18 protein-coding genes and 1 pseudogene are annotated in these 21,504 nt (G+C 45.9%); 8 read left to right on the top strand and 11 right to left on the bottom strand.

The features are described 5' to 3' along the window. Positions 1 to 4: 4 nt before the first annotated feature. From KHO06_RS26325 to KHO06_RS26305, 5 genes are all read right to left on the bottom strand, one after another. The gene (locus KHO06_RS26325; protein ID WP_043883222.1) at positions 5 to 1,918 is read right to left on the bottom strand and encodes a LapD/MoxY N-terminal periplasmic domain-containing protein; all 1,914 of its coding nucleotides are present in this window, start codon (positions 1,916 to 1,918) and stop codon (positions 5 to 7) included. Between the two features lie 5 nt (positions 1,919 to 1,923). Further along, on the bottom strand, positions 1,924 to 2,607 hold the full coding sequence (locus KHO06_RS26320) for a transglutaminase-like cysteine peptidase (RefSeq protein ID WP_012130390.1): 684 nt from the start codon (positions 2,605 to 2,607) through the stop codon (positions 1,924 to 1,926). 113 nt (positions 2,608 to 2,720) lie between these two features. After that, positions 2,721 to 4,112, bottom strand: a complete 1,392-nt coding sequence (locus KHO06_RS26315) for an HlyD family type I secretion periplasmic adaptor subunit (protein WP_081233013.1) — start codon at positions 4,110 to 4,112, stop codon at positions 2,721 to 2,723. A 115-nt stretch (positions 4,113 to 4,227) separates the two neighbouring features. Beyond that, positions 4,228 to 5,451, bottom strand: a complete 1,224-nt coding sequence (locus KHO06_RS26310; protein ID WP_212582931.1) for a response regulator — start codon at positions 5,449 to 5,451, stop codon at positions 4,228 to 4,230. Then, positions 5,444 to 7,357 (bottom strand): ATP-binding protein, encoded by a 1,914-nt coding sequence (locus KHO06_RS26305; protein ID WP_212582930.1) that lies wholly within the window; start codon positions 7,355 to 7,357, stop codon positions 5,444 to 5,446. The genes KHO06_RS26310 and KHO06_RS26305 overlap by 8 nt, the downstream gene beginning before the upstream one ends. Before the next feature lie 128 nt (positions 7,358 to 7,485). Between KHO06_RS26305 and pdxH the strand changes: the two genes are divergently transcribed. Further along, positions 7,486 to 8,121, top strand: a complete 636-nt coding sequence (pdxH, locus tag KHO06_RS26300; RefSeq protein WP_005428958.1) for a pyridoxamine 5'-phosphate oxidase — start codon at positions 7,486 to 7,488, stop codon at positions 8,119 to 8,121. Between the two features lie 68 nt (positions 8,122 to 8,189). Here the strand turns inward: pdxH and KHO06_RS26295 are convergent, their stop codons facing one another. Further along, positions 8,190 to 8,909 (bottom strand): helix-turn-helix transcriptional regulator, encoded by a 720-nt coding sequence (locus KHO06_RS26295; RefSeq protein WP_212582929.1) that lies wholly within the window; start codon positions 8,907 to 8,909, stop codon positions 8,190 to 8,192. 770 nt (positions 8,910 to 9,679) lie between these two features. On the opposite strand from KHO06_RS26295, the gene KHO06_RS26290 reads away from it, so the two are divergent. The 4 genes and pseudogenes from KHO06_RS26290 (at position 9,680) to putP (ending at position 16,383) form a co-directional block, all read left to right on the top strand. Continuing rightward, positions 9,680 to 10,492, top strand: coding sequence for an AraC family transcriptional regulator (locus tag KHO06_RS26290; RefSeq protein WP_045371321.1), 813 nt, complete (start codon positions 9,680 to 9,682; stop codon positions 10,490 to 10,492). A 401-nt stretch (positions 10,493 to 10,893) separates the two neighbouring features. Further along, the gene (gene putA, locus KHO06_RS26285) at positions 10,894 to 14,025 is read left to right on the top strand and encodes a bifunctional proline dehydrogenase/L-glutamate gamma-semialdehyde dehydrogenase PutA (RefSeq protein WP_212582928.1); all 3,132 of its coding nucleotides are present in this window, start codon (positions 10,894 to 10,896) and stop codon (positions 14,023 to 14,025) included. 11 nt (positions 14,026 to 14,036) lie between these two features. After that, complete coding sequence (locus KHO06_RS26280; protein WP_212582927.1) at positions 14,037 to 14,744, top strand: 1-pyrroline-5-carboxylate dehydrogenase; 708 nt, start codon at positions 14,037 to 14,039, stop codon at positions 14,742 to 14,744. A gap of 137 nt (positions 14,745 to 14,881) precedes the next feature. Beyond that, positions 14,882 to 16,383, top strand: a pseudogene (gene putP / locus KHO06_RS26275) (sodium/proline symporter PutP). A 50-nt stretch (positions 16,384 to 16,433) separates the two neighbouring features. Here putP and KHO06_RS26270 read toward each other — a convergent pair. Next, positions 16,434 to 16,964: a GNAT family N-acetyltransferase gene (locus KHO06_RS26270; protein ID WP_212582926.1), complete on the bottom strand. Its 531-nt coding sequence runs from the start codon at positions 16,962 to 16,964 to the stop codon at positions 16,434 to 16,436. A gap of 148 nt (positions 16,965 to 17,112) precedes the next feature. On the opposite strand from KHO06_RS26270, the gene KHO06_RS26265 reads away from it, so the two are divergent. Beyond that, positions 17,113 to 17,352 carry a hypothetical protein gene (locus tag KHO06_RS26265; RefSeq protein ID WP_005428980.1) on the top strand — a complete coding sequence of 80 codons (240 nt, stop codon included), beginning with the start codon at positions 17,113 to 17,115 and terminating at the stop codon, positions 17,350 to 17,352. A gap of 140 nt (positions 17,353 to 17,492) precedes the next feature. Here the strand turns inward: KHO06_RS26265 and KHO06_RS26260 are convergent, their stop codons facing one another. Beyond that, positions 17,493 to 17,852, bottom strand: a complete 360-nt coding sequence (locus KHO06_RS26260; protein WP_212582925.1) for a hypothetical protein — start codon at positions 17,850 to 17,852, stop codon at positions 17,493 to 17,495. Positions 17,853 to 17,998: 146 nt separating this feature from the next. Further along, positions 17,999 to 18,532 (bottom strand): GNAT family N-acetyltransferase, encoded by a 534-nt coding sequence (locus tag KHO06_RS26255; RefSeq protein WP_212582924.1) that lies wholly within the window; start codon positions 18,530 to 18,532, stop codon positions 17,999 to 18,001. A 600-nt stretch (positions 18,533 to 19,132) separates the two neighbouring features. Here KHO06_RS26255 and KHO06_RS26250 point away from each other — a divergent pair. Then, a complete protein-coding gene (locus tag KHO06_RS26250; protein ID WP_038888678.1) occupies positions 19,133 to 19,381 on the top strand; it encodes a hypothetical protein in 249 nt (82 codons plus the stop codon). A gap of 7 nt (positions 19,382 to 19,388) precedes the next feature. Here the strand turns inward: KHO06_RS26250 and KHO06_RS26245 are convergent, their stop codons facing one another. Next, positions 19,389 to 19,556, bottom strand: coding sequence for a hypothetical protein (locus KHO06_RS26245; protein ID WP_005428989.1), 168 nt, complete (start codon positions 19,554 to 19,556; stop codon positions 19,389 to 19,391). A 322-nt stretch (positions 19,557 to 19,878) separates the two neighbouring features. Between KHO06_RS26245 and KHO06_RS26240 the strand changes: the two genes are divergently transcribed. Next, a complete protein-coding gene (locus KHO06_RS26240) occupies positions 19,879 to 20,355 on the top strand; it encodes an Lrp/AsnC ligand binding domain-containing protein (protein ID WP_212582923.1) in 477 nt (158 codons plus the stop codon). Positions 20,356 to 20,435: 80 nt separating this feature from the next. On the opposite strand, the gene KHO06_RS26235 is transcribed toward KHO06_RS26240, so the two are convergent. Continuing rightward, positions 20,436 to 21,143 (bottom strand): hypothetical protein, encoded by a 708-nt coding sequence (locus tag KHO06_RS26235; protein ID WP_038888680.1) that lies wholly within the window; start codon positions 21,141 to 21,143, stop codon positions 20,436 to 20,438. Positions 21,144 to 21,504 lie beyond the last annotated feature (361 nt).

Genomic DNA, 21,504 nt, shown 5'->3' with positions numbered 1-21,504 from the left:
TTCGTTATTCCTTGTCGACAATGAAGCCTTGGAAGACTTCAACAAAATGCTCGGTTAGGAAATCCAACTGAATCTGTGTTTCAACACGCGATGCAATCGTCGTAATACCCAAGTTGTGAGCGGTACGAGAAATCGATGTCAGCGTGAATTTTTGTTTCTCGTCGTGCAAGTTGTGGGTGAACAGATAATCCAGTTTTACGTAATTCGGGCGGAATTCCTGAATGTACTCAAGTGACTGGAAGTTACGGCCGTAGTTATCAACACCGAACTCCGCACCCGCTTGACGAATCGCATTACACAACAGAGCTGTGTGGTGCGGATGGTCAATGAAACACGCTTCTGGAAGCTCAAAGTGCAACATAGGAGCCACTTTTGAGTGCTTCTCTAGCATGCTAGTGGTCCAACGAATGAACGATGGTTGAGACAAGCTGCTTTGCGCAATGTTGATGGCTACTGGCTCTTTTAGCTCGCCACTTTCAAGCATCTTGATCATCGACTCGATGACGTATTGGTCGAAGATGTTGGTTGCTTCTAACTGTTCAAGAGCAAACAAGTATTGGTTCGCACGGTAGGTTTCACCATCTTTTTCGATGCTTGAGAACACCTCATTATGGAACACTTTACCCCAAGTATTCTTCGCAGACTGGAAGCGGAATTTAATCCAATCGCTGTGAATCGCTTCTTCAACCAGCGCTTTCCATTGCTGTTTACCCATTAGGTTCGAGGTGTTTTCACCACCCACGAAGCCGTAAGCTTTATCTGGCTGCGCTTTGGCTTTCGATAGGGCGTTATCCACCATCGATAGCACTTCTGTACGTGTTTTTTGATCTTTACTGTGGGCGACACCCAGTGATGCTTTTGGTTTCGCCATGCCAGTAGGATCGGTATTAAGGCCGTTCACACAGTTGACGATGCTGTCTGCGAGAATGCGCAACTCGCTCTCATCCATGTGCGGGAATAGTAGACCAAATTCATCGCTAGACAGACGAGCAATGGTTGCTCCCGGTACATCAATGGTGTTCTTGAGACGTTGAGACAACTCTTTCACGTGGGCATCGGCGCGTTGGTAATCTTTGGTCTCGTAAATGTCACCAATGTACTCAGCATGGAGTAGCGCGATACCCCCTTGCGTTTGCTCTGCCAGCCATTGATCAACTTGGTTGATGTAGAACGAGCGGTTACCCAGTTTGGAGATTGGATCTAGGTAAGCTTGAGCACGCAGACGCTGCGCCTCTTTTGCCTGTTCTTTAAATGACAGTTCGATTTGTGCCGACATCGAGTTGATGCCGTCGACGACTGCAATCAAGTCTTTGGTTTTTGGACGAGCCAATGGGTCGCCAAATTGGTTGTTAGCAATCTCGTGCATTTTCTTCACGATGGCCGCTAAAGGTTTGAGTGAGCGACGTAGGATGTAAGAAATTGCCACTAGACCAGCAAGGAAGATAACGCCAAACGCAGTCAGCAGGCGAATAAAGCCTTGCCACAGCTGCTCGTATGCTGCACCTGGATGGCTGATGATTTCCACCTCTGCAAGCTGCATCCAACCGCTGGTTACCACGCGTTTATCGTGAATGGCTTTGAACAGATTTAAATCGATAAACCATTGCGGCACACTCGTCGGTTTAACCGGGTATGAACGTACGATTTGGTAATCGGAATCTAACGCGGTGAGACGTACGACAGAATAAGTACTGCCGTCGAACAACGCATTAATCACGGATTCAACGGCGACCTTATCTTTGTCTTTTAGATACGGTGCCAGTGCCAAACCAACGGTGTTAATGGTGTTGTTGACCTCTGAACGTTGCTGCTGCTCCAAGCTGTCTCGAGTAGTGTTGAACTGGATTACGAATACTGATGCCATCAAAAGTAAAAAGACCGTAACCATTCCCACTACAAGCTTCTTATATAGGGTCATGTTTTTCACTCGTCATAGTTAATTTTAGGTTTCTTTAACTGCAACTTACGTTCACGCGAGCGTAAGTCATTCCAAAGGCTCAAACGTGAGGCTTTTCCTGCTAGCTCTCCACTGCTGGCAGAAGACTTCATTAGCCACAAGTTTTTACCATTAAAACTGTAAATCGGTAGTAAGTCGCTACGCTTGGAAGCTCGAACAATTTCTGGGTTGAGATTGTCGAGGATGAGCGGCTCAGAGCTTGGTGTTGGGTAATACGCCAGCACCATGTGAAATTGATTTAGTCTGATCGCTTTTACGTAGACCAAGCGCATTTTTGAATCTGGGATTCCGAGTTCGAGCAATGAGAAATACTTTGCTATCGTGAAGTCTTCACAATCACCGGCATTACTGCCTATAAACTCGAGTGGTGTTGCCCAATAGTCTTTTTTGCCCCACAAATTGATGTCATCGACAAAATAGAGTTGGTTAAAAAAGTTGTTCACACCGGAGAGTTTCTTTTTATTGCTCTGGACTTGTAAGGAATCCAAATTCTCTCGCCATGTTTTGACGCGCTGCCCTGCGCGTTCACCATAAACTGAAGTGACCGTATCGACCCATCGTTGCTCTTTGCTGTTGAGCGCCCCAATTTGGAACGAAAAACAACTGATGCTGATTAATAATGTAACTTTACGCTTCAATTTGGATGGCATATTCGACTCACATCACAAGTGTACCCTTGAAATGGGTTCGTTGGTGAGAAAAGTGCTTTTTATTTAACCACTTGTCATCATGTAAGAACACATTGTTTGTACCTTGCAAACACTTACTCCTTCAGTGCGTTGGTTTTGGCACTCAAAATCGGTTTGAGTAGATATTCCAGAACCGTGCGTTTCCCTGTGATGATATCAACAGATGCTGTCATACCTGGAATGATAGGTAAGTCCGCATCTTGTCCGAAACTGGTTTTCTCTGTGCGTACACGGACGATGTAGAAGCTGTTGCCTTCTTCGTCTTGTGTGGTGTCGGCACTGATGTGTTCCAGCTCTCCTTCTAAGCCGCCGTATTTAGTGAAGTCGTACGCAGTGAATTTCACAATTGCATGAAGATCTGGACGCAAGAAAGCGATGTCCTTCGGCGCGATCTTCGCTTCCACTAATAAGGTGTCTTCGGTCGGCACGATTTCTACAATGTCCATACCCGGCTGGATAACGCCACCAACGGTGTTGATATTCAATGTCTTGATGGTGCCCGTTACTGGAGAAACCACCACAGTTCGGTTTACTCGGTCTTCCAAGCCTACCGCTGATTCGACTAGTGCTGAGAGCTGGTCTTGTGTGCTGTTGAGTTTTTCTTGTTGCTCGGAGCGGAATTTCAATGCGACATCGATACGGTTGAGCATCGATTCGCGAATGCCCGATTTGATGACAGGGATCTTCAACTCGCTAGACGTCATTTCTCGACGGGTGTCGTTCACCTGACGTTGAAGCTTTAAGAGTTCAATTCTAGGTACGACGCCTTCATCAGCCAGAGGTTTGGTGATATCCAGCTCTTTCTTTGCATAACGATAGCTTTGACGAAGGTTGCTCACACGCGCTTGAATCTCCACCAAATCCTGTTGTTTCTGCTTAACTTGTTGGTCTATGACCGAAATTTGGTTGCGCAGGTTATCCAAGTCTTCGCGGTATTCTGCTTTCTGGCGTTGAGTCAGGCGAGGGCGGTTCTCTTCAAGTGTTGGTGGGAACGTCAGTTTGCCGTAGTCGATAACGACATTCTTTTCCCAGTTGCTGTCGTCAAAATCACGATTGACTTCGACACTGTTGATTGAGGCTGAAAGCTGCAGTACCGAGGCGGTTAAGTTGGCAACTTGCTGTTCGCGCTCACGAAAATCGGAGCGGAAGCGGGTATCGTCAATCAGCAGCAGTTGCTGACCTTTCTCAACTTGTTGGCCTTCTTTGACTAAGATCTCTTTGACCAAACCACCCTCCAAGTTTTGCACCACTTGGATTTGGGAAGAAGGAATGACTTTGCCTTGGCCTACGGTCACTTTGTCGATCTCAGCCCATGATGCCCAGCCAATGGCCGCAACAAAAAACAGCACCATCACCCACAGCATTAAGCGGGCACTATTTGGCGTGTTTAAGAGCAAAGCAGCGGTTTTGTCATCAACAAAGTCTAGCTCGTCGCTGCTCAGTTTGTTGTAGTTGTCTCGGCTCATCACATTCCTTGTTCTATAAAGACGGTTTATCTTTTTGATCTTATTATTATTAACCGAGCATGTCAGCATGCTCGGTTAATAAAAATGTGTGAAAGGGTAAGCATCCCTTTGTTTACTATGCCTTGAACTGTGTTTTGTCCAACTGATGTTTTTTTAGTTTGTCATACAAGGTTTTGCGCGACACTTGTAATTCTAGTTGAACCTCTTTGAGTCTGCCTCTGTGTCGTTGCAAGGCGTCAAACAACAAGCAGTATTCAAAGTGTTCTGTGCGTTGAGTCATACTTTGGATTTCGATGCTCTTTTCACTGCTCCAATCCTCCATACGAAACACATCGGGTTTTAGCGCTCTTAACTCCGCAAATTGCCTCAATTGTTTGATGTTTTCAGGCCAATCGAGTTCCGTAACCCGTTTTACCTCATCGAGACTAATCTGAGGAGGTTGGAGTTGATAGCGACTCGCTGCGTGACGCACAAAGTGTTTGTATAGGGGACCGATGTCTTCTTTGCGTTCATTCAAGCTTGGCATACGAATCATCCTTACTGAGCTTTCAATGTCTTTGTCGACTGTGTTGGCTGCGCCAAAGACACGTTGCAGTTTTGGGTGTTCAAATAAGCATTGCCACTGTTTTGTCGAGATGTGTTCTGCACTGTGCAGGTACAAACTGCAATGGCTTTTACCGTCCGTAAGATGATGTACGGCTTTGTCTAGTGCATCGAGAGAAAGCTCGTACAAATCTTCGCCAGAAGCAATGAACAATTCATTTTCCGGTGTGGCGTGAATATCGTGAGCAAACTGCGCAGCCAGTCTTCTTCCTGTTCCATCTTCACCGACAAAAATCAGCGGCTGGTGGAGCGGGGTGCTGATCAAGGTACGGCGAATGTCGACCATGGCTTGGCTGTGACCAATCATCTTGGGACCAACATGGGTTTGCATGTCGAGTTCTTTTTTAAGCCAGACGTTTTCTTGCAATAAGGCCAACTTGTCACCAGCGTTATTAAGTGACTTAAGTAACTGATCGGTAGAGAAGGGTTTTTCGAGAAAATCGTACGCACCACTCTTCATCGCTTCGACGGCAGTTTTCACATCGCCATGACCCGTTAAGACGATAAATTGAAAGTGACTATTTTTGCCTAGCAGTGTGCGCATAAACTCTAGGCCATTCATCACGGGCATGTGGATATCAGTGATGATCAATGCCGGTGCGCTTGGGTCTATTTGTTGCAGCGCTTCAACTGCGTTTGGAAAGCAAGTGACGTCAATCCCTTCGATTAATAGCGCTTGAGTAACCGCATCACGGATATGGGGTTCATCATCAACAAAGAAAACGGGATTATGCATGAGAGTGTTCCTCTGCAGGAAGAAGTGGGACTAAAGGCACGCTGACAATAAAGGTCATGCCGCCTGACTGCTGGGATTGCGTATCCATACCACTGAAAGCACTATGATTGTAAGCATTGTGATTGTAAGCACTGAGAGAGCCTTGATAGCTTTCTAAAATACGTTTTGAAATGGTTAAACCCAGCCCAAGTCCCTCAGGTTTCGTGGTGAAAAATGGATCGAATACTTTGGCTAGTGCTTGTTCTGACATACCTGGTCCGTTGTCGGAAATCAGGATATCGCAGTTGTTTTGATTGCACTGTATCGCGATCGAAATTTGTGGATCGACACAGTGTCCTTCCATCGCTTGGGCTGCATTATGGAAGAGGTTTATCAGTACTTGCTCTAGCTCGACGCTGTGAATGGCGAGTTTCACGTCGCATTCAATGTTTGGCACTTTTAGCGTCACCCCTTGTTTGATCAGCTTGCTGCTCAGAATGCGCGTTGCGTTATGTACCGCGTCGTGTAGCACGGACACCTCGTTGTGCGAATTATTGTCCGTTTTGCGCGTAAAGACTTTCAAACGAGCAATGACTTCGGCAATGGTGTCATTAAGAGAGAGCATTTTGCCGAGATTATCTGTCACCATAGAGTAGCGTTCCATCGCCATTAAACGTTGAGAGTTTTCTGTATAGGTGCGAAGTGCAGCAAGTGGTTGGTTGATTTCATGATTGATGCTGGCAGATAGCTCGCCCAATAGTGCGAGTTTCGCGGCTTGAGTGAGCTCTTGTTGGGTTTGCTTGAGCGCTTGTTGACTCTGTTCATATTGGTGCACGGTTTGTTGCAGCTGGTGATTGGCTTGGCTCAGTACTATGGTGCGTTCCGTGACCTTTTCTTCCAAGTTTGTATTCATATTTGCTAATCGTGCTTTATTGACCAGCATTTGAAACCACGCTAAGGCTATTAGGCCAACGAGCGAATACAGCAAAAGGTAAATCACATCCGCTTGCAATACCGCAGCAAACACTTCTTGTTGGCTAATCAGAGCGACAACACGAAAACCTTTGTCGAATAAGTTTGTTGCGTAAGCGAGGTAGTTGGGTGAAACCAATAGCTGATTGTTCTCAAACTGCGTCGCGCCGCTTTGCCCAGTCAACTCGCCACGATATTGAGGCAAGGTATCACCGTATTGTTGAGTCTGGTCAAGCTCTCGTTTTGCCTGTTCAGACAATGGGAATAGGGCTCGGTAGCGCCAGTCGGGCAAGTTGCTCATGAAGACGACATCGTGCACACCGGTAACCAGTAACCCACCATTTTCTTGGGTTAACCCTTTTTCGAGTTGCTCCAAGTTTACTTTAACCGTAATCACGCCTGCGACTTCGCCTCCAACCCAAAGCGGGGATGAGAAAAAGTAGCCGCGTTTATTGGAACGTACGCCCAGCGCAACGTACTGAGCTTTCTCCCCATTTAAAGCGTGTTGAAAGTATGGACGGAAGGCAAAGTTCGAGCCCACAAAGCTGTCGTCTTGCTGGTAGTTACTCGATGCGATAACTAAGCCGGTTTTGTCGTGCACATAGATAGTGTCAGCGAGGCTTTGCGCTAACCAATCGGCGAGCAATAAGTTGAGCGATTCTGATGGCTTACCTACTTTAACGGCTTCAAGCAATCTTGGATCATGGCTGAGTAAGTTGGGGATTTGCTCAAACTTTGCCAATTCATAATCGATTTCTTGGGCGACCTGTGAAGCTTGAGTTTGTAACTTGCTTTGCCACTGATCATGTTGATGCTGGGTTGCGTATTTATGTGTCAACATCAGCCCGACCAGACCGATGGCGAGCAAGACCAACAAAAAATGGCGCAGAGCTTTGGGGTTAAGTAGGTTCACGATTGGCTCACTGGTTTTTAACGCCATGTTATCAAAAGGCATTTAATGATGTTGTGAGCTGCTGCGACAACGTGACACAGCACAAAACTGCAATCAGGGTTCTTGCTTGCTGTCCTTGTATTTCCTTAGTATCGGGCGCACAATCGACAAAAACGAGTGAAGGAGTGAAGATGGAACTTGCTGATATTCGTCGTGAGTACACAAAAGGTGGCCTGCGTCGTAAAGATTTAAAAGCAGATCCGATTGATCAATTTAACCTATGGTTAGAGCAAGCGGTACAAGCGGGGCTAACGGATCCTACGGCGATGACGGTCGCGACTGTGGACGAAAACGGAATGCCGTTTCAACGTATCGTGCTGCTAAAAAGTGTCGATAAAGATGGCTTTGTGTTCTACACCAACTTGGGCAGCCGCAAAGCGCAGCAGCTTGGGCATAACAGCAACATCAGCCTGCATTTCCCATGGCATCCCCTTGAGCGTCAGGTTCACATCACGGGCGTGGCAGAAAAGCTAACGCCGATGGAGAACATGAAGTACTTCACTTCTCGCCCGAAAGAGAGCCAATTAGCAGCGATCGCGAGCAAGCAAAGCAGCCGTATCTCTGCACGTGGCGTATTGGAAGGTAAGTTTTTAGAGCTGAAGCAGAAGTTTGCCAAAGGTGAGATTCCTATGCCAACCTTCTGGGGTGGTTTCCGCGTTAAGCCACAAAGCATTGAGTTCTGGCAAGGCGGTGAACACCGTCTGCATGACCGCTTCTTGTTCTCAAATCAAGAAGGTGAGTGGGACATCGACCGTCTTGCGCCGTAGTCACTTCGATGACGAGATAAAAAAACACCGCCGAAATGGGCGGTGTTTTTGTTTTCTAGTTTGGAAATTCAACGTTCGCCGTTGAGAACAACAGACAACTGATGTTTAAGCAGCGTCTTTGGCACGATGGAGCCGTAACCTGCTTCCATCGCTTTATCGATAAGCTCGTTCTTACTGTTGGCTTCAAATTTAGTGCGCAGACGAGCAACATGCCCTTCTACTGTCTTGGTTGAAATCCCCATCACTTGAGAGATAAATTGCGGTTTCTTACCATAGAGCAGTAAGAACAGCGTCTCTTGCTCACGACAGGTCAGCTTTTCTGGCTCGGGTTTAAGATTAGAAAAACGGAAGATAGACTGTTGATTTGGTGCACCACCAATGGCTCGGCAAACCCAATAGCCGACTTCAATCACAGCGGTATCCGTCAGCTCGCGGCCATAAAAGATGGTGCCAATGATGCTGCCGTCTTCATCTCTCCAAGGTGTCTTGGTAAAAATGTGCGCGCGCCAATGGCCATCTGGATAAGGATGTATGTCAAGGATCTTCAGCGACTCGCCGGTTTCAATCACATGCTTGTCTTGTTCTTGAAAGTCTTGGGCGCACTCAATGGTAGGGCTAGCCATTTCGAAGTCTGTCTTACCGATACAAGCTTCGGGCGAATCGTACCCAATTAACTCGGCGTATTCCTGATTCACATAGCGGAATACCGAATCTTTATCTTTGCATCCCCAACAACCCGGTAGCTGTCGAAGGAGCGACTGTTCTATGGTATTGACTGGAATATTCACAAGGGACTCACTACTGCTATATCGCCTGCATGATTACAGGTCGTTCCCTCACTTTGTTTTGCCTGCGTTTACATTACTGCATTACCTTGATCATGCTTTCGAGAATCGCGCCAGATAGAACTGGAAGAGAGAAGGTCTATCAAGATAGCTCTGCGTGATGATTAACGTCAGGATACAGTGAGATGTCCGATATATTAGCAGCTTATGCCATTGTTTTCATTGGCGATAGGCAAAAAAAAGCCAGCCTGAAGACGGGCTGGCAACACAAGATATAATCTTGTCGACGTGTAGAAGAGGTTCTAAATTACGTAGCGAGGGTCTGCTAAGTAAGTTAGAGGTATCAAGTAGATACCGATGAGCTCAGGGTCGTATGCATCCTAGAGCTCGAGGTCTAATGTATTGAATCGAGAAGAGGTTAGTAAGGGGGGAAATCCCTCTATGCCACTGTTTTTCGGGCATTTCGTGCGCGTTCGATCGTAATTTTCATCTTACCTTTTACATTAATGTGCATTTTCATTGCGAGGATCTTTGCTAAGTGTTTGTCTCACCTTTGGTAATTTTTGCTATCTGCCCGTTTTTGTTAAAAAAATTGGTTGCACATTGACCGTAAGTTACTCTTACATGATCATCGTTCCGGAACTATGATCATGTAGAGAGCCTTGATCGTGTTGGTTTGATCTTGTGCGATTGACTCGGGGAGGAGTTGCAACCCAACCGAGAAGGTATATGATGCCAAGGTGTAAGCTGACCGTGTAAAGACGACTGTTGAAATGAGTAACCCAGATAACCCGAAAGCCCCGCTGCATAAAGAGATCATGCTGCCTAAGCCAGCAGAATTGATCACGCTTCCGTCTTATATGGAATGCCATGATCATGCTTACACCCAGATCGTGATCGGCTTGAAAGGACAAGCGGAATTTGAAGTGCGTGGACAGGGCAATCTGGTCGGTCCGGGACAAGGTTGCATCGTAACGGCGTCTTCTGATCATGCTTTCGGTGGCGTGATTCATCAATCAGACATTTTGGTGCTCAACATGCCAAAGCCAGCCAATGATGACCCCGAGATGCTGCAGAAAATCAATAACCTAGAGCGCTCTCATCTTTACTTCCAGCTGGATGGTCAAATCCAAAAGCTGATTCAGATGCTGGTGCAAGAGATGCGTAATCACCCAGATGACCTACTGCTAAGCCGTGCGTGTAACGATACCGTGATCGCTCTGATGCAGCGTCATATCTCAGCATTTGAAACGTCGAGGAAAGAGTCTCGCTTTGATCTGGATGCGATTGACCGTTACATCGAGCAGCACTTGAGCCACAAAATCAGTGTGGCGCAGCTGGCGGGCAGTGTGTTTTTGGGCGAAAGCCAGTTCCACAGTTTATTTAAAGATCAGATGGGCATTACGCCGCATCAGTATGTGCTAGGTAAACGTATTGATATGGCGCGTGACTTAATTGAACAAGGTCACCTTACGCTTGGACAAATTGCTGAATTTACTGGTTTCTCGAGCCAAAGTACCTTTACGCATACTTTTACTCGTTTACAAGGATTATCGCCTTCTCAGTATAAGAAACAGGTTGGCTAATTATACTGGTATAGTTGCTTATCTGATGACAGCCGCGCATGAGTCGCGGCTTTTTTTGTGCTTGCGTTTTGTACAGGAAAGTCGAACTTTTTTGCGTAATTCTCCGAAAGTTTTCATTGTTTTTGTCCGTTCCTCACAAAAGCGCAATCTAAATCCTTCTTATTCAAACAAAAATTGCTCAAAACCTATCTACCTTTGTTGTAAATGACGGGCAAAGATGAATTTTTACAACACAATATATTATGTAATTGCGTGTGACTATGTAGATGTTTTGTTATAAAAGCGAGTTTTTAGCAAAAAGCTCGGAGTTTTTGACAAGTATTCTTCTCGGGCTCAAAATACACTGCCAGCCATTGATGATCCTCGAAGCGGTTTTCGAGGAGAGAGATTGAGGAAAACGCATGTTTACTGCAACGAACGTGTTAACACCGGAATTTATCGAGCAGCCGCTTGATAAGTTGTGGTCACTGATCTCGCCATTGTACATGGTGGACGAGTCTCAATGGCTAGAGCAATTATTGCCACTAGCGACGCCGACAGCGGAAGAAAAATCGGCAATCACGACCCAAACAACCCAGCTTATCGAAGCCATCCGTGCGGATAAGAAGTCAATTCAGATGATTGATGCACTACTGCTGGAATACAGCTTAGATACTCATGAAGGTATCTTGCTGATGTGTCTTGCAGAAGCCTTGATGCGTATTCCTGACTCAGCAACGGCGGATGCACTGATTAAAGATAAGTTAAGCGTTGCTGACTGGAAATCTCATCTTAAGAGTTCTGATTCAGTCTTCGTAAACGCGTCAACTTGGGGCTTAATGCTAACGGGTAAAGTGATTGGTCTTGGTGAGCAAGAAACCCAGAGCCCAGGTCAGGCTGTAAACCGTCTGGTAAACAAATTCTCAGAGCCTGTGATTCGCAAAGCCATGTATCAGGCAATGAAGATCATGGGTCATCAGTTTGTACGTGGTCGTACGATTGAAGAAGCACAGAAAAACGGTCGCCCAATGCGCGACAAAGGCTTCACTTACTCCTTTGATATGTTGGGTGAAGCGGCGCTGACTACGGCAGACGCAAGCAAGTATTTCAAAGACTACCTAATGGCGATTGAAGCCGTTGGTCGTGAAACGTACGGCAGTGACACAAGCCCTGCTCCTTCTGTTTCTATCAAGCTTTCTGCACTTCACCCACGTTATGAAGTGGCGAATGAAGAACGCGTGATGACAGAGCTTTACGACACCTTAACGCAACTGCTCAAGCGCGCTATCGAAGTGGATGTTGCCATCACGATTGATGCAGAAGAAGCGGACCGTCTTGAGCTGTCACTAAAACTGTTTGAAAAACTGTACCGCAGCGACTTTTTGAAAGGCTGGGGCAAGTTTGGTCTAGTAGTTCAAGCCTACTCGAAACGTGCACTACCTGTGCTCGTGTGGCTAAACGGTCTAGCAAAAGAACAGGGGGATCTGATCCCACTGCGTCTAGTAAAAGGTGCGTACTGGGACAGTGAAATCAAGTGGTCACAACAAACAGGTTACGAGAACTACCCAGTTTACACGCGCAAAGAAGCGACGGATGTTGCTTACCTAGCGTGTGCGCGCTTCCTGCTAAGTGAAGGTGTGCGCGGTAATATCTTCCCGCAGTTTGCTAGTCACAACGCGCACACTGTTACGGCGATTGCTGTAATGGCAGAGCACAAAGATTACGAATTCCAACGTCTGCATGGTATGGGCGATTCGCTTTATAACCATGTGATGGACACTTATGGTCAACCAGTACGTATTTACGCGCCAGTCGGTAGCCATGCGGATCTACTGCCTTACTTGGTTCGTCGCTTACTAGAAAACGGCGCAAACAGTTCGTTTGTGCACCGTTTGGTGGATGCGCGTTGTCCTATTTCAGAGCTGACGCATCATCCTGTTGATGTGCTGACCTCTTTTGAGACGCTACACAACGGTCAAATTCCAATGCCAACCGGCATCTTCCCAGAGCGTAAAAACTCGTACGGTGTGAACGTTGATATCGATAGCGAAGCGAAGCCGTTTGAAGCGCAGGTTGAAAGTTTCCTGAATCAGAAGTGGACCGCGGGTCCGATCATCAACGGCGAAAAACATGCCGAAAGCATGATCAAGGAAAACTCTGCAGAGATCATTACTGCCCCTTACGATCGCCGTATCGAAGTGGGTCAGGTGGCTTTCGCAAGCCTTGATCATGTTTCCGCTGCAATCGAAGCGGCTGATGCTGCATTCCCAGAGTGGAAAGGCACCGCAATTGAACAAAAAGCGGCGTGCCTAGATAAGCTTGCGGATCTGATGGAAGAAAACTTGGCTGAGCTGGTGGCGATTTGTCACCAAGAAGCGGGTAAGACGATTCACGATAGTATTGATGAAGTGCGTGAAGCGGTCGATTTCTGTCGTTACTACGCGAAACAAGCGCAAAACCTTCAACCGTTCGAATTAGAAGGCTTTGATGGCGTGAAACGCATTTCTAGCCGCGAAGGGCTTGGCGTATTCGTTTGTATCAGTCCATGGAACTTCCCATTAGCGATCTTCCTTGGTCAAGTCACAGCGGCATTGGTTGCAGGTAACACAGTTGTGGCTAAGCCAGCTGAGCAAACCAGCTTAATTGCGGCGCGTGCGATTGAACTGATGCTAGAAGCCGGCTTCCCGGCGGGCGTGATTCAGCTATTGCCGGGCCGTGGTGGTGAAATCGGTCATGCATTGACATCTCACGATGCGATTGCTGGTGTGGCATTTACTGGTTCGACAGCAACGGCGCAACGCATCAATGTGACGCTTGCCGAGCGTAGTGCGAAGCCAGTACCGTTTATCGCTGAAACTGGCGGTCAAAACGCCATGATTGTGGATAGTACGGCGCTACCAGAGCAAGTTGTGCGTGATGTGATTCGTTCCGCTTTCGCTTCTGCTGGTCAACGTTGTTCTGCCCTGCGCGTTCTGTTCGTTCAAGAAGACGTTGCGGATCGCATCATCAACCTTATCCAAGGTGCAATGAATGAACTGCATGTTGGTATTCCTTACCTACACAAAACCGATGTGGGTCCGGTTATCGACAGCAATGCAAAGAACAAACTCCTTGCTCACCTAGAGCACATGACAAGTACGCAAACCAAAGTTGCTCAATTGCAGTTGGATGAAGCGTGTCAGCACGGTGATTTTGTATCACCAAGTGCGTTCGAAATCTCGGGCATTGATGTTCTAAAAGAAGAGCAATTCGGCCCTATCTTGCATATTGTTCGCTTTAAAGCGTCTGAGTTGCCAAATGTGGTTGAGCAAATCAACCAAACTGGTTTTGGTCTCACAATGGGCATCCACAGCCGTAACGAAACCACTTACCGTTGGATTGAAAAACACGCTCGTGTGGGTAACTGCTACATCAACCGCGATCAGGTCGGTGCGGTCGTTGGCGTTCAGCCATTCGGTGGTCAAGGTTTGTCGGGTACGGGTCCGAAGGCTGGTGGTCCTCACTACCTATACCGCTTTACTAAACAACATCTTGTTCAAGCAGAGAAGGCGTAAGGAGTCGCATTATGGTTCATCAGATCACGTTTTTTAAAGATGCATTCTCTGCGTGGGAGCAGTGGAATCTGACCGATTTTGATTACAAATGCGAGCATTTGCTGGCATTTAAATCTGCCATTGAAGAGCAGCATAGCGTGGTTGGCAAAGTGGTGTCTTACCACTTACAGCAAGCGTCGTCTCTGTTGGCAGAAACTCATCAGTTGGTGGGTCCTACGGGCGAAACTAACGAGCTGTATACAGCGGGTCGCGGTGTGGCTTTGGTCGTTTGTGAAAACAACCTAGAACACACAGAGAACGCACTGTACAGCACATTTGCAATGATCACCTGTGCTTTGATTGCAGGCAACAGTGTGGTGATTTGCAGTGACAATGCAGAGCTTAATCAACTGGTTAAGCAGGCTGTGGCGTCAGCAAACTTCCCATCTAACTTAGTCCAAGTGGTTGCGTACGATGCGTCTTCCCCGTTGTTAGACAGTGACGTACGTAGTGTGGGTTATGTTGGGCATTCACAGGTTGAGCACGCGCTTAACCTGCAACTGGCTAAGCGTGACGGTGCCATCGTCGGCTTAGTTTCTGAAACGGATTTAGAGTCACCGACATTGACTCATGATCCTCATCTGTCGTTGCGCTTCATTACCGAGCGTACTCGAACGATAAATATTACAGCAGTGGGCGGTAACGCGACTCTACTCGAGTTGGGAAGCGACTCCCACTAACCTGACTTGTGATACCAATCTGAATCAAAAGGGCCTGAGAGCTTATCCGGATTGGTATCTCTTGCTTTGATGTATTGCTGCGATGGCAAAATATCAAAGAGAGCAAGGAAGGAAATAATTATAACGAGGACTATCAAATGATAGAAAATAGCTTTGCTATCACGACCACTTTCGTGGCGTACTTACTAATTATGGTTGCCATTGGCGTTTACGCGTATAAGAGGACTTCCAATTCATCTGACTACTTCCTAGGTGGTCGTAGCCTTGGTCCATGGCCAGCGGCACTCTCTGCGGGCGCATCAGACATGAGTGGCTGGTTGCTACTTGGTCTTCCGGGGTATGCGTATGCAGCAGGTATTGAAGCGTTCTGGCTAGCAGGTGGTCTGCTTGTGGGTACATGGCTAAACTGGTTAATCAGTGCAAAACGCCTACGTACGTACAGCATTCAAACGGATGCACTAACGCTGCCTGAATTCCTGTCGCGTCGCTTTAACGATAAGTCGAAACTGATTCAGACAATCTCTGCGTTCTTCATTCTTCTATTCTTCTATTCTTCCTTTTCTACACCAGCTCAGGCTTGGTAGCAGGTGGTAAACTGTTTGAGACCGTATTCGGCTTGGATTACAGCATTGCCGTTATCGTTGGTACGGTGTGTGTGGTTTCATACACGCTATTTGGTGGTTTCCTAGCGGTATCTTGGACGGACTTGGTGCAAGGTCTACTGATGGCGGCAGCGCTAATGATCGTGCCTGTTGCAGTAATGGACGGTGGTCTAGGTCAACTAGCGACAGATATGCACAACATCAACCCAGAGCTATTAACGCTATGGAACGACGTAAAAGGTGAGCCTCTATCGGCTGTCGCGATCATCTCTTTGGTGGCATGGGGTCTTGGTTACTTTGGGCAGCCGCACATCCTAGCGCGTTTTAAAGCTTCTCGTTCAAACAAAGACCTAACAACAGCGCGTCGTATCGCTGTGGGTTGGACTGCGCTTTCTATGGCGGGTGCAATGCTAGTTGGTCTTGTTGGTCTAGTGTGGGTAACTGGTCACCCTGGTATGCAGGTGGATGATGGCGAGAAAATCTTCATGCTATTGGTGAACACGGTATTCCACCCAGTGATTGCAGGTATCCTATTGGCGGCAATCCTAGCGGCGGTAATGAGTACTGCGGATTCACAGCTTCTAGTATCTTCATCTGCTCTAGCAGAAGACTTCTACAAGCAAGTGATTAAGCCAGATGCAACGTCTGAAGAAGTGGTCATGATTGGCCGTGTAGGCGTTATCGTGATTTCTCTTATCGCGCTATTCCTAGCAATGACGCCAGACAGCTCTGTTCTTGGTCTTGTATCTTACGCTTGGGCAGGCTTTGGTGCTGCGTTTGGTCCAGCAGTTGTGCTTAGCCTTTACTGGAGTGGTATGAACCGTAACGGCGCACTAGCAGGTATCCTAATTGGTGGCGTGACTATCGTGGTTTGGAAACAGCTAACAGGCGGTTGGTTCGACGTTTACGAAATCGTACCGGGCATCATCTTCTCTACCATCGCTATCGTGGTAGTGAGCAAAATGACCGGTGGTGCAGCGCAAGAAGTACTTGAGCAACACAAAGAATACGAGAAGAAATTGGTTGAGCTAGACTAATCATTCTCAAGTGAAAACAAAGCCCGCGACCATCGCGGGCTTTTTTGCTTTTAGTGACGGATTTTGGCGTAAACCACCGTGTTACTCAGTTCCCCTGAGGTAGAAACACGATCGTGTCTAAGCTCACCTTCCAAGTCATAACCGCAACGCTCTGCGACCGCACGGCTTTTAGCATTGCTTGAATCTGCGGTAATCGCAATGCGTCTCGCACCAAGGTCCTCGAACGCGTAGCGCTCTAGTTCAAGCACTGCTTCAGAAATGTAGCCATTCCCTACTGCGCTATCATCCTGCCAGTAACCGATTTCAAATGAAGGTACTTCCTGATCTTTAATCATTAAGCCAACGGCACCAATTAAGCGATCACTCTCTTTTTCAATGATGAAGTAACGTAATTCTTCTTCGAAATTTTCAAAGTTCGCGATGGCTTTTTCTGTTCCCTCAATCATGGCCTCTAGTGTGAGCACATGTGGAACCCAAGGAAGATACACTTCGAGTGTCTTTTGGCTTCGTAATACCGCTTGATGTGCCTCTTCTGCACGCTCTAAACAAGCGGGAATTAGCTTAAGACGTTTCGTTTCCATTCCGGCTCTCCTTTGGGTGAAAAATAAACGAAAAATCATTTAAACAGATGTACTTAGAATGATCTAGTTGTTCGCACAATATTATTCACTTGGTTTGCTTGGAAGAACCTGAGAGAATTGTATGGTTATTCAAATCACTAGGTTCATTATGAAACTTTTAGTAAGAAACTTGGCTCGCCAAACGACTGAGCAAGACATGCGTGCACTGTTCTCTGAGCACGGCAAAGTGGAACTTTGTACATTGGTTCTTGATCAAGAAACCGGTTTATCAAAAGGCTTCGGCTTTGTGATCATGCCAGATGAAGCAGAAGCGATTGCTGCACTGGAAGCGCTGAACATGACCAGCGTAGCGAAAAGCAAGATTCGCGTGAAAGTCGCTCAAGACTAAGAGAGAGAAAAGCCAGCATCACTGCTGGCTTTTTTGTATTAAGTCATTCTCAGTTATCACTCTTATGTTCAAGTTATTTTATTTATTGCGCTAACCACTTTTATCGGAGTACTGATAGGGTTCCTTCGTGGTGTAGCGTATCAATGACTATTCTCCACCTCTTCTAAGCTTATATTCGATAGTTGTTGTAAGTTTCGTTTAAGCGGAAGCGTTTTTACTTCGATTAAGATTAGGTTGATTAAGCCGCCAAGAGAAATCGCTGCAATCACCGCACTAAGAGCACTTCCTTGAGCAGCCAAACCATATAAGCCAACACCAAGCATTAAAACAAAGCTTATCAGTTGTATGGTTACGTGACTTTGAACGATATAACAACCGCTTTGGTAATCTTTTACAATGTAAACAAACTGCCCGAAGCTACCGAGTTCTACTTTGACTTTTCTATCTAACGCATGACAGCGGAACCCTAGTTGATTGAGAGATTTCGCGAGGCTTTCCATGCCAATGACTCCATGTTCTATTTAGTTATCTTTTGCACATCATAATGTCACGATGAGAGCCGCTTAGTTTCGTTGAACAACAAATCTAAGAGGCAAGTCCCACCGTACACTCAATGCTTTCTTTAGTTTGCGGAACGCTTTCAGGTTTAGTTATTCGCATCAAATCTGCATTGGTAGACGCAAACTTCGCGTTCTACGCCTTGCATGCCAAGGATTTTGTTTCCTATATAAGGCACATTTAGTTTCTTTATCACTGACTTTGAGCGTTGATTCTCTGCTAAGTGCATTACTCGAATACCGATGAGTTCGAAATATGATTGAGCAAACTCAACTAGGGTTTTAGATGCTTCAAAAGCATAGCCCTTTCCCCAGTAAGGTACGCCAATCCAATATCCCAATGTACCGTACCCGTCTTCTATTCTCGGTAAACTCACCGCACCAAGCAGTTCTCCTGTGCTACGCAATGTGATGGCATAGACGACACCTCTGCGCTCATAGAACATAGGGCCATGCCCATCTATCCATGTTTTTGCCATTGGTGGTTCGTAAGGGTGTGGTACGTTAGCGGTCATATCTGCGATGATTTTTTCTCCAGCGAGCAAAGCTACACGCTCACAATCGTTGTGATGAAATGGGCGAAGAATAAGTCGTTCGGTGAAGAGAGTGGGTTGTGCTGGCATCTTGGCTTTACCTCACGGATTGGGTATACCAGACATCAAGATCTGGTCAGAAGTGGAATCAAAGTATCTTAAATCGCTAAATGCGAATTGAACACCCGCTTCATTGGTTCTGGGTTGGGCGCCGCGAACCACGTTAAACATCATTCTTGAGGGAGTGACCGTGGGACACTACTAAGTCACGACCACTAACGCGCCAGGTGATGGTTTGATGAAGTCTAGCATGTGTTTTGAAATTACATTCTGCACATGAAATTTGACCTGATTAGGACATAATTCACACTGTAAATTGCTTAAATTCGCATAACGACCCCCTTATTTCTATTTCAATCCAATGTGTGAAGTTTTCTGTAGAGAAATGTAAAGATAAGCACTCAATAATATGTAGTGTGTGATGGTTCATTGTATTGCATACATAGGTGTTATTTTTCATTGTTCGGTCCGAAAGCAGGCGGACTGACCAAGGTCTCAGTTTTCGGGCGCGTGTACGGGAATTTTTGGAGTTAGGACACAAAAAAGAGAAGGGGCTTTTTTATTGTGGAATTATTTTGAACAAAATATGTCAATTGTCAGTAGTAACGAAAAATACAGGGAGAGATTGTAATGCCGGATATCTATTGCTCAGCTTGTAGAAGAGCAACGCAGCACAAAGTGATCATGAAGCGTTGTGAACCAGAGCAAATCCAAACACTGACAGGGAAAGTGGTGAGCTTCACACAATTAATGGCCAAGTTCGTGACTGGTGAACATTATTACGAGATGGAACCACAATACTACTGTCGCTGTTGTAACCATCGCGCTATTGGTGAAGTGGTTCAGCATCCAGCGCGACAGACATCAGCGATCATGTAATCGGCGTTTACGCAGCCAGCTCTTTTTCTGTTGCGAAAGGTAATCCATCGATCATGACTGGCCAGCCATAAGAGGCATATTCAGACGCCAGTGACTTTGCGACCTCGTGCGAAACGGTCGTGTACGTCCATTCGCCAACACCAAACGGCTTGTACGCGAGTTGTAGGGTTAACATTGCTTTCTCCTTGATATTTTTGCCTATTATTGCCTTACAATTTGGCTCAATTCTTTTCTTAAAAGCTCATATTTTTCTCTTCAAAGTTCACCATTCCATTTTTTTGTTAACAAATTTATCTAATAAATAAAGTTACCTAGTTTGCTCAATATATTTATAAATTACATACATAAAAGTTTTCATTTTTGGAACGGTTGGTGCTTTTTTGGACGGGGCAATCGTTAAATTCATATGGGTTTCACACGATGTATATTTCACTATTTGCAAACTGAATAGTTACTATTAATCTGGTGGCTCCTGAGTTGTTACAAGGATGTGGTTAATGGGTTATCAACTAGATAGAATTGATTTACAAATTTTGAGAGTGTTGCATTCTCGAGGGCGAATTCCAGTGGTGGAATTAGCAAAGCAAGTGAACTTGACCACATCACCATGCTCTGAACGCGTAAAAAGGCTGGAGAAAGAAGGCTACATAAATGGCTATCACGCAGAGCTCAATGCAGAGAAGCTTGGCCTAGATGTACAGGTGTTTATTCATATTCGTCTTGATCAAACCAGCTTCTCGATTTTCGAGAAATTTGCCAAAGCGGTAGAGCTCATGCCTGAAATTGAAGAGTGTTATTCGTTGTCAGGTGATTTCGACACCATGATTAAAGTTCGAGTAAAGAACATGAAGGCTTATCAGGAATTTATGTCGAGTAAGCTTGGGACACTACCGGGCGTGATCCAAACTCGAAGTGAAGTGGTTATCGAAGAACATAAGACGGGATTTGGTGTGAACCCTGAATTACTCGGTTAATAAGAGTGGGGATACGTCGATATCAGACACAAAAAAGGAGCCATGAGGCTCCTTTCGTATATCAAGTTCTGGTTAGTTTTTTATGCGCTTACGAATGTGGTTAGTACACCGATAAGGCCACCAAACACACCGCCCCAAACCACGAGCCAACCAAGGTGCTCTTTAATCATCTTCTGCACGATTTCTTTAACCAAAGCGGGTGTCAGCTCACTCAGGCGCTGGTCAATGATGCTTTCAATGTTCTGTTTGATTTCATCCATCATTGCAGGCGATTCCATTTGCTCTTTTAGTGCTTCCTTAATGGTGTCGCTCTTGCTTAGCTCAATAATAGACTCTTGCATCTTTTCCACGAACGGTTGGCGCATGGGTTGCAGTGCTTCTGCACCGCCAAACATTGCAAGCATGCCACCAAACTGAGAGCCTTCGATGACTTCGACCAATGAATCAAAGGCTGGGTTTAAATCGACTTTCTCGATCACAGGCTCAAGGTTAATTTTCATGCCGCCTGCCATTTCTTTATTTAGGAAACGGTCGATGTTTGCTTCAGTAAAGAATTGCTCCATCATCAAGTTTTTGATGGCCAATTTAAATTCTTCAAAACGTGCTGGAATGACGCCTGATCCGTATAAGCCGGGTACTTTTTCAAATAGCATATGAATGGCTAGCCAGTTAGTGATAGCGCCAGAAAAAGCGAACAGACCCGCGTACCAAAGGTAATCATTTTGAATGTGATATCCCGCACCCATCATGGCGATAGCAAGGATATTAGTCAGCAAACTTTTGTTCATAGTGACCGATTATTTATGAATTGATGAAGAATAAGTGGGCATGATTTTATACCTAAGCGATAGGTAGATGCTAGGTTGAGCTCACTTGGATTTATTTGGTAGGGAGAATTGGAATGCGCCAAAAAACAAAACCCGACAATCATTGTCGGGCCACTGCTTTTTCTTAGAAACTCTAAGATTATTTTTTATTGTGCTTTTAGAAGCGGAAGACCTTACGGCAAAGTTGGCATTTCCAGCGCTCTGAGTAGCCGAATAATTTATCCGCCCAACTTTGTTTTACTTGTACGATCTGCATTGAACCACATTTACACATAAGCTAATTACCTTATTATTAGATTAATAACTAAGCCATCAATTGAGT

Origin of the sequence: Vibrio sp. B1FIG11, assembly GCF_905175335.1 — a bacterium.
Classification (GTDB): Bacteria; Pseudomonadota; Gammaproteobacteria; order Enterobacterales; family Vibrionaceae; genus Vibrio; species Vibrio campbellii.
This window is presented reverse-complemented; position numbering and strand designations above follow the sequence as displayed.

Excerpts from the sequence above, each read along its gene's own strand:
- KHO06_RS26315 (WP_081233013.1), bottom strand. The coding sequence starts at position 4,112 with ATGAGCCGAGACAACTACAACAAACTGAGCAGCGACGAGCTAGACTTT.
- KHO06_RS26270 (WP_212582926.1), bottom strand. The coding sequence starts at position 16,964 with ATGGAAACGAAACGTCTTAAGCTAATTCCCGCTTGTTTAGAGCGTGCA.
- KHO06_RS26280 (WP_212582927.1), top strand. The coding sequence starts at position 14,037 with ATGGTTCATCAGATCACGTTTTTTAAAGATGCATTCTCTGCGTGGGAG.
- KHO06_RS26235 (WP_038888680.1), bottom strand. The coding sequence starts at position 21,143 with ATGAACAAAAGTTTGCTGACTAATATCCTTGCTATCGCCATGATGGGT.
- KHO06_RS26265 (WP_005428980.1), top strand. The coding sequence starts at position 17,113 with ATGAAACTTTTAGTAAGAAACTTGGCTCGCCAAACGACTGAGCAAGAC.
- putA (WP_212582928.1), top strand. The coding sequence starts at position 10,894 with ATGTTTACTGCAACGAACGTGTTAACACCGGAATTTATCGAGCAGCCG.
- KHO06_RS26310 (WP_212582931.1), bottom strand. The coding sequence starts at position 5,451 with ATGCATAATCCCGTTTTCTTTGTTGATGATGAACCCCATATCCGTGAT.
- KHO06_RS26290 (WP_045371321.1), top strand. The coding sequence starts at position 9,680 with ATGAGTAACCCAGATAACCCGAAAGCCCCGCTGCATAAAGAGATCATG.
- KHO06_RS26240 (WP_212582923.1), top strand. The coding sequence starts at position 19,879 with ATGGGTTATCAACTAGATAGAATTGATTTACAAATTTTGAGAGTGTTG.
- KHO06_RS26255 (WP_212582924.1), bottom strand. The coding sequence starts at position 18,532 with ATGCCAGCACAACCCACTCTCTTCACCGAACGACTTATTCTTCGCCCA.
- KHO06_RS26305 (WP_212582930.1), bottom strand. The coding sequence starts at position 7,357 with ATGCCTTTTGATAACATGGCGTTAAAAACCAGTGAGCCAATCGTGAAC.
- KHO06_RS26260 (WP_212582925.1), bottom strand. The coding sequence starts at position 17,852 with ATGGAAAGCCTCGCGAAATCTCTCAATCAACTAGGGTTCCGCTGTCAT.
- KHO06_RS26325 (WP_043883222.1), bottom strand. The coding sequence starts at position 1,918 with ATGACCCTATATAAGAAGCTTGTAGTGGGAATGGTTACGGTCTTTTTA.
- KHO06_RS26245 (WP_005428989.1), bottom strand. The coding sequence starts at position 19,556 with ATGTTAACCCTACAACTCGCGTACAAGCCGTTTGGTGTTGGCGAATGG.
- KHO06_RS26320 (WP_012130390.1), bottom strand. The coding sequence starts at position 2,607 with ATGCCATCCAAATTGAAGCGTAAAGTTACATTATTAATCAGCATCAGT.
- pdxH (WP_005428958.1), top strand. The coding sequence starts at position 7,486 with ATGGAACTTGCTGATATTCGTCGTGAGTACACAAAAGGTGGCCTGCGT.
- KHO06_RS26250 (WP_038888678.1), top strand. The coding sequence starts at position 19,133 with ATGCCGGATATCTATTGCTCAGCTTGTAGAAGAGCAACGCAGCACAAA.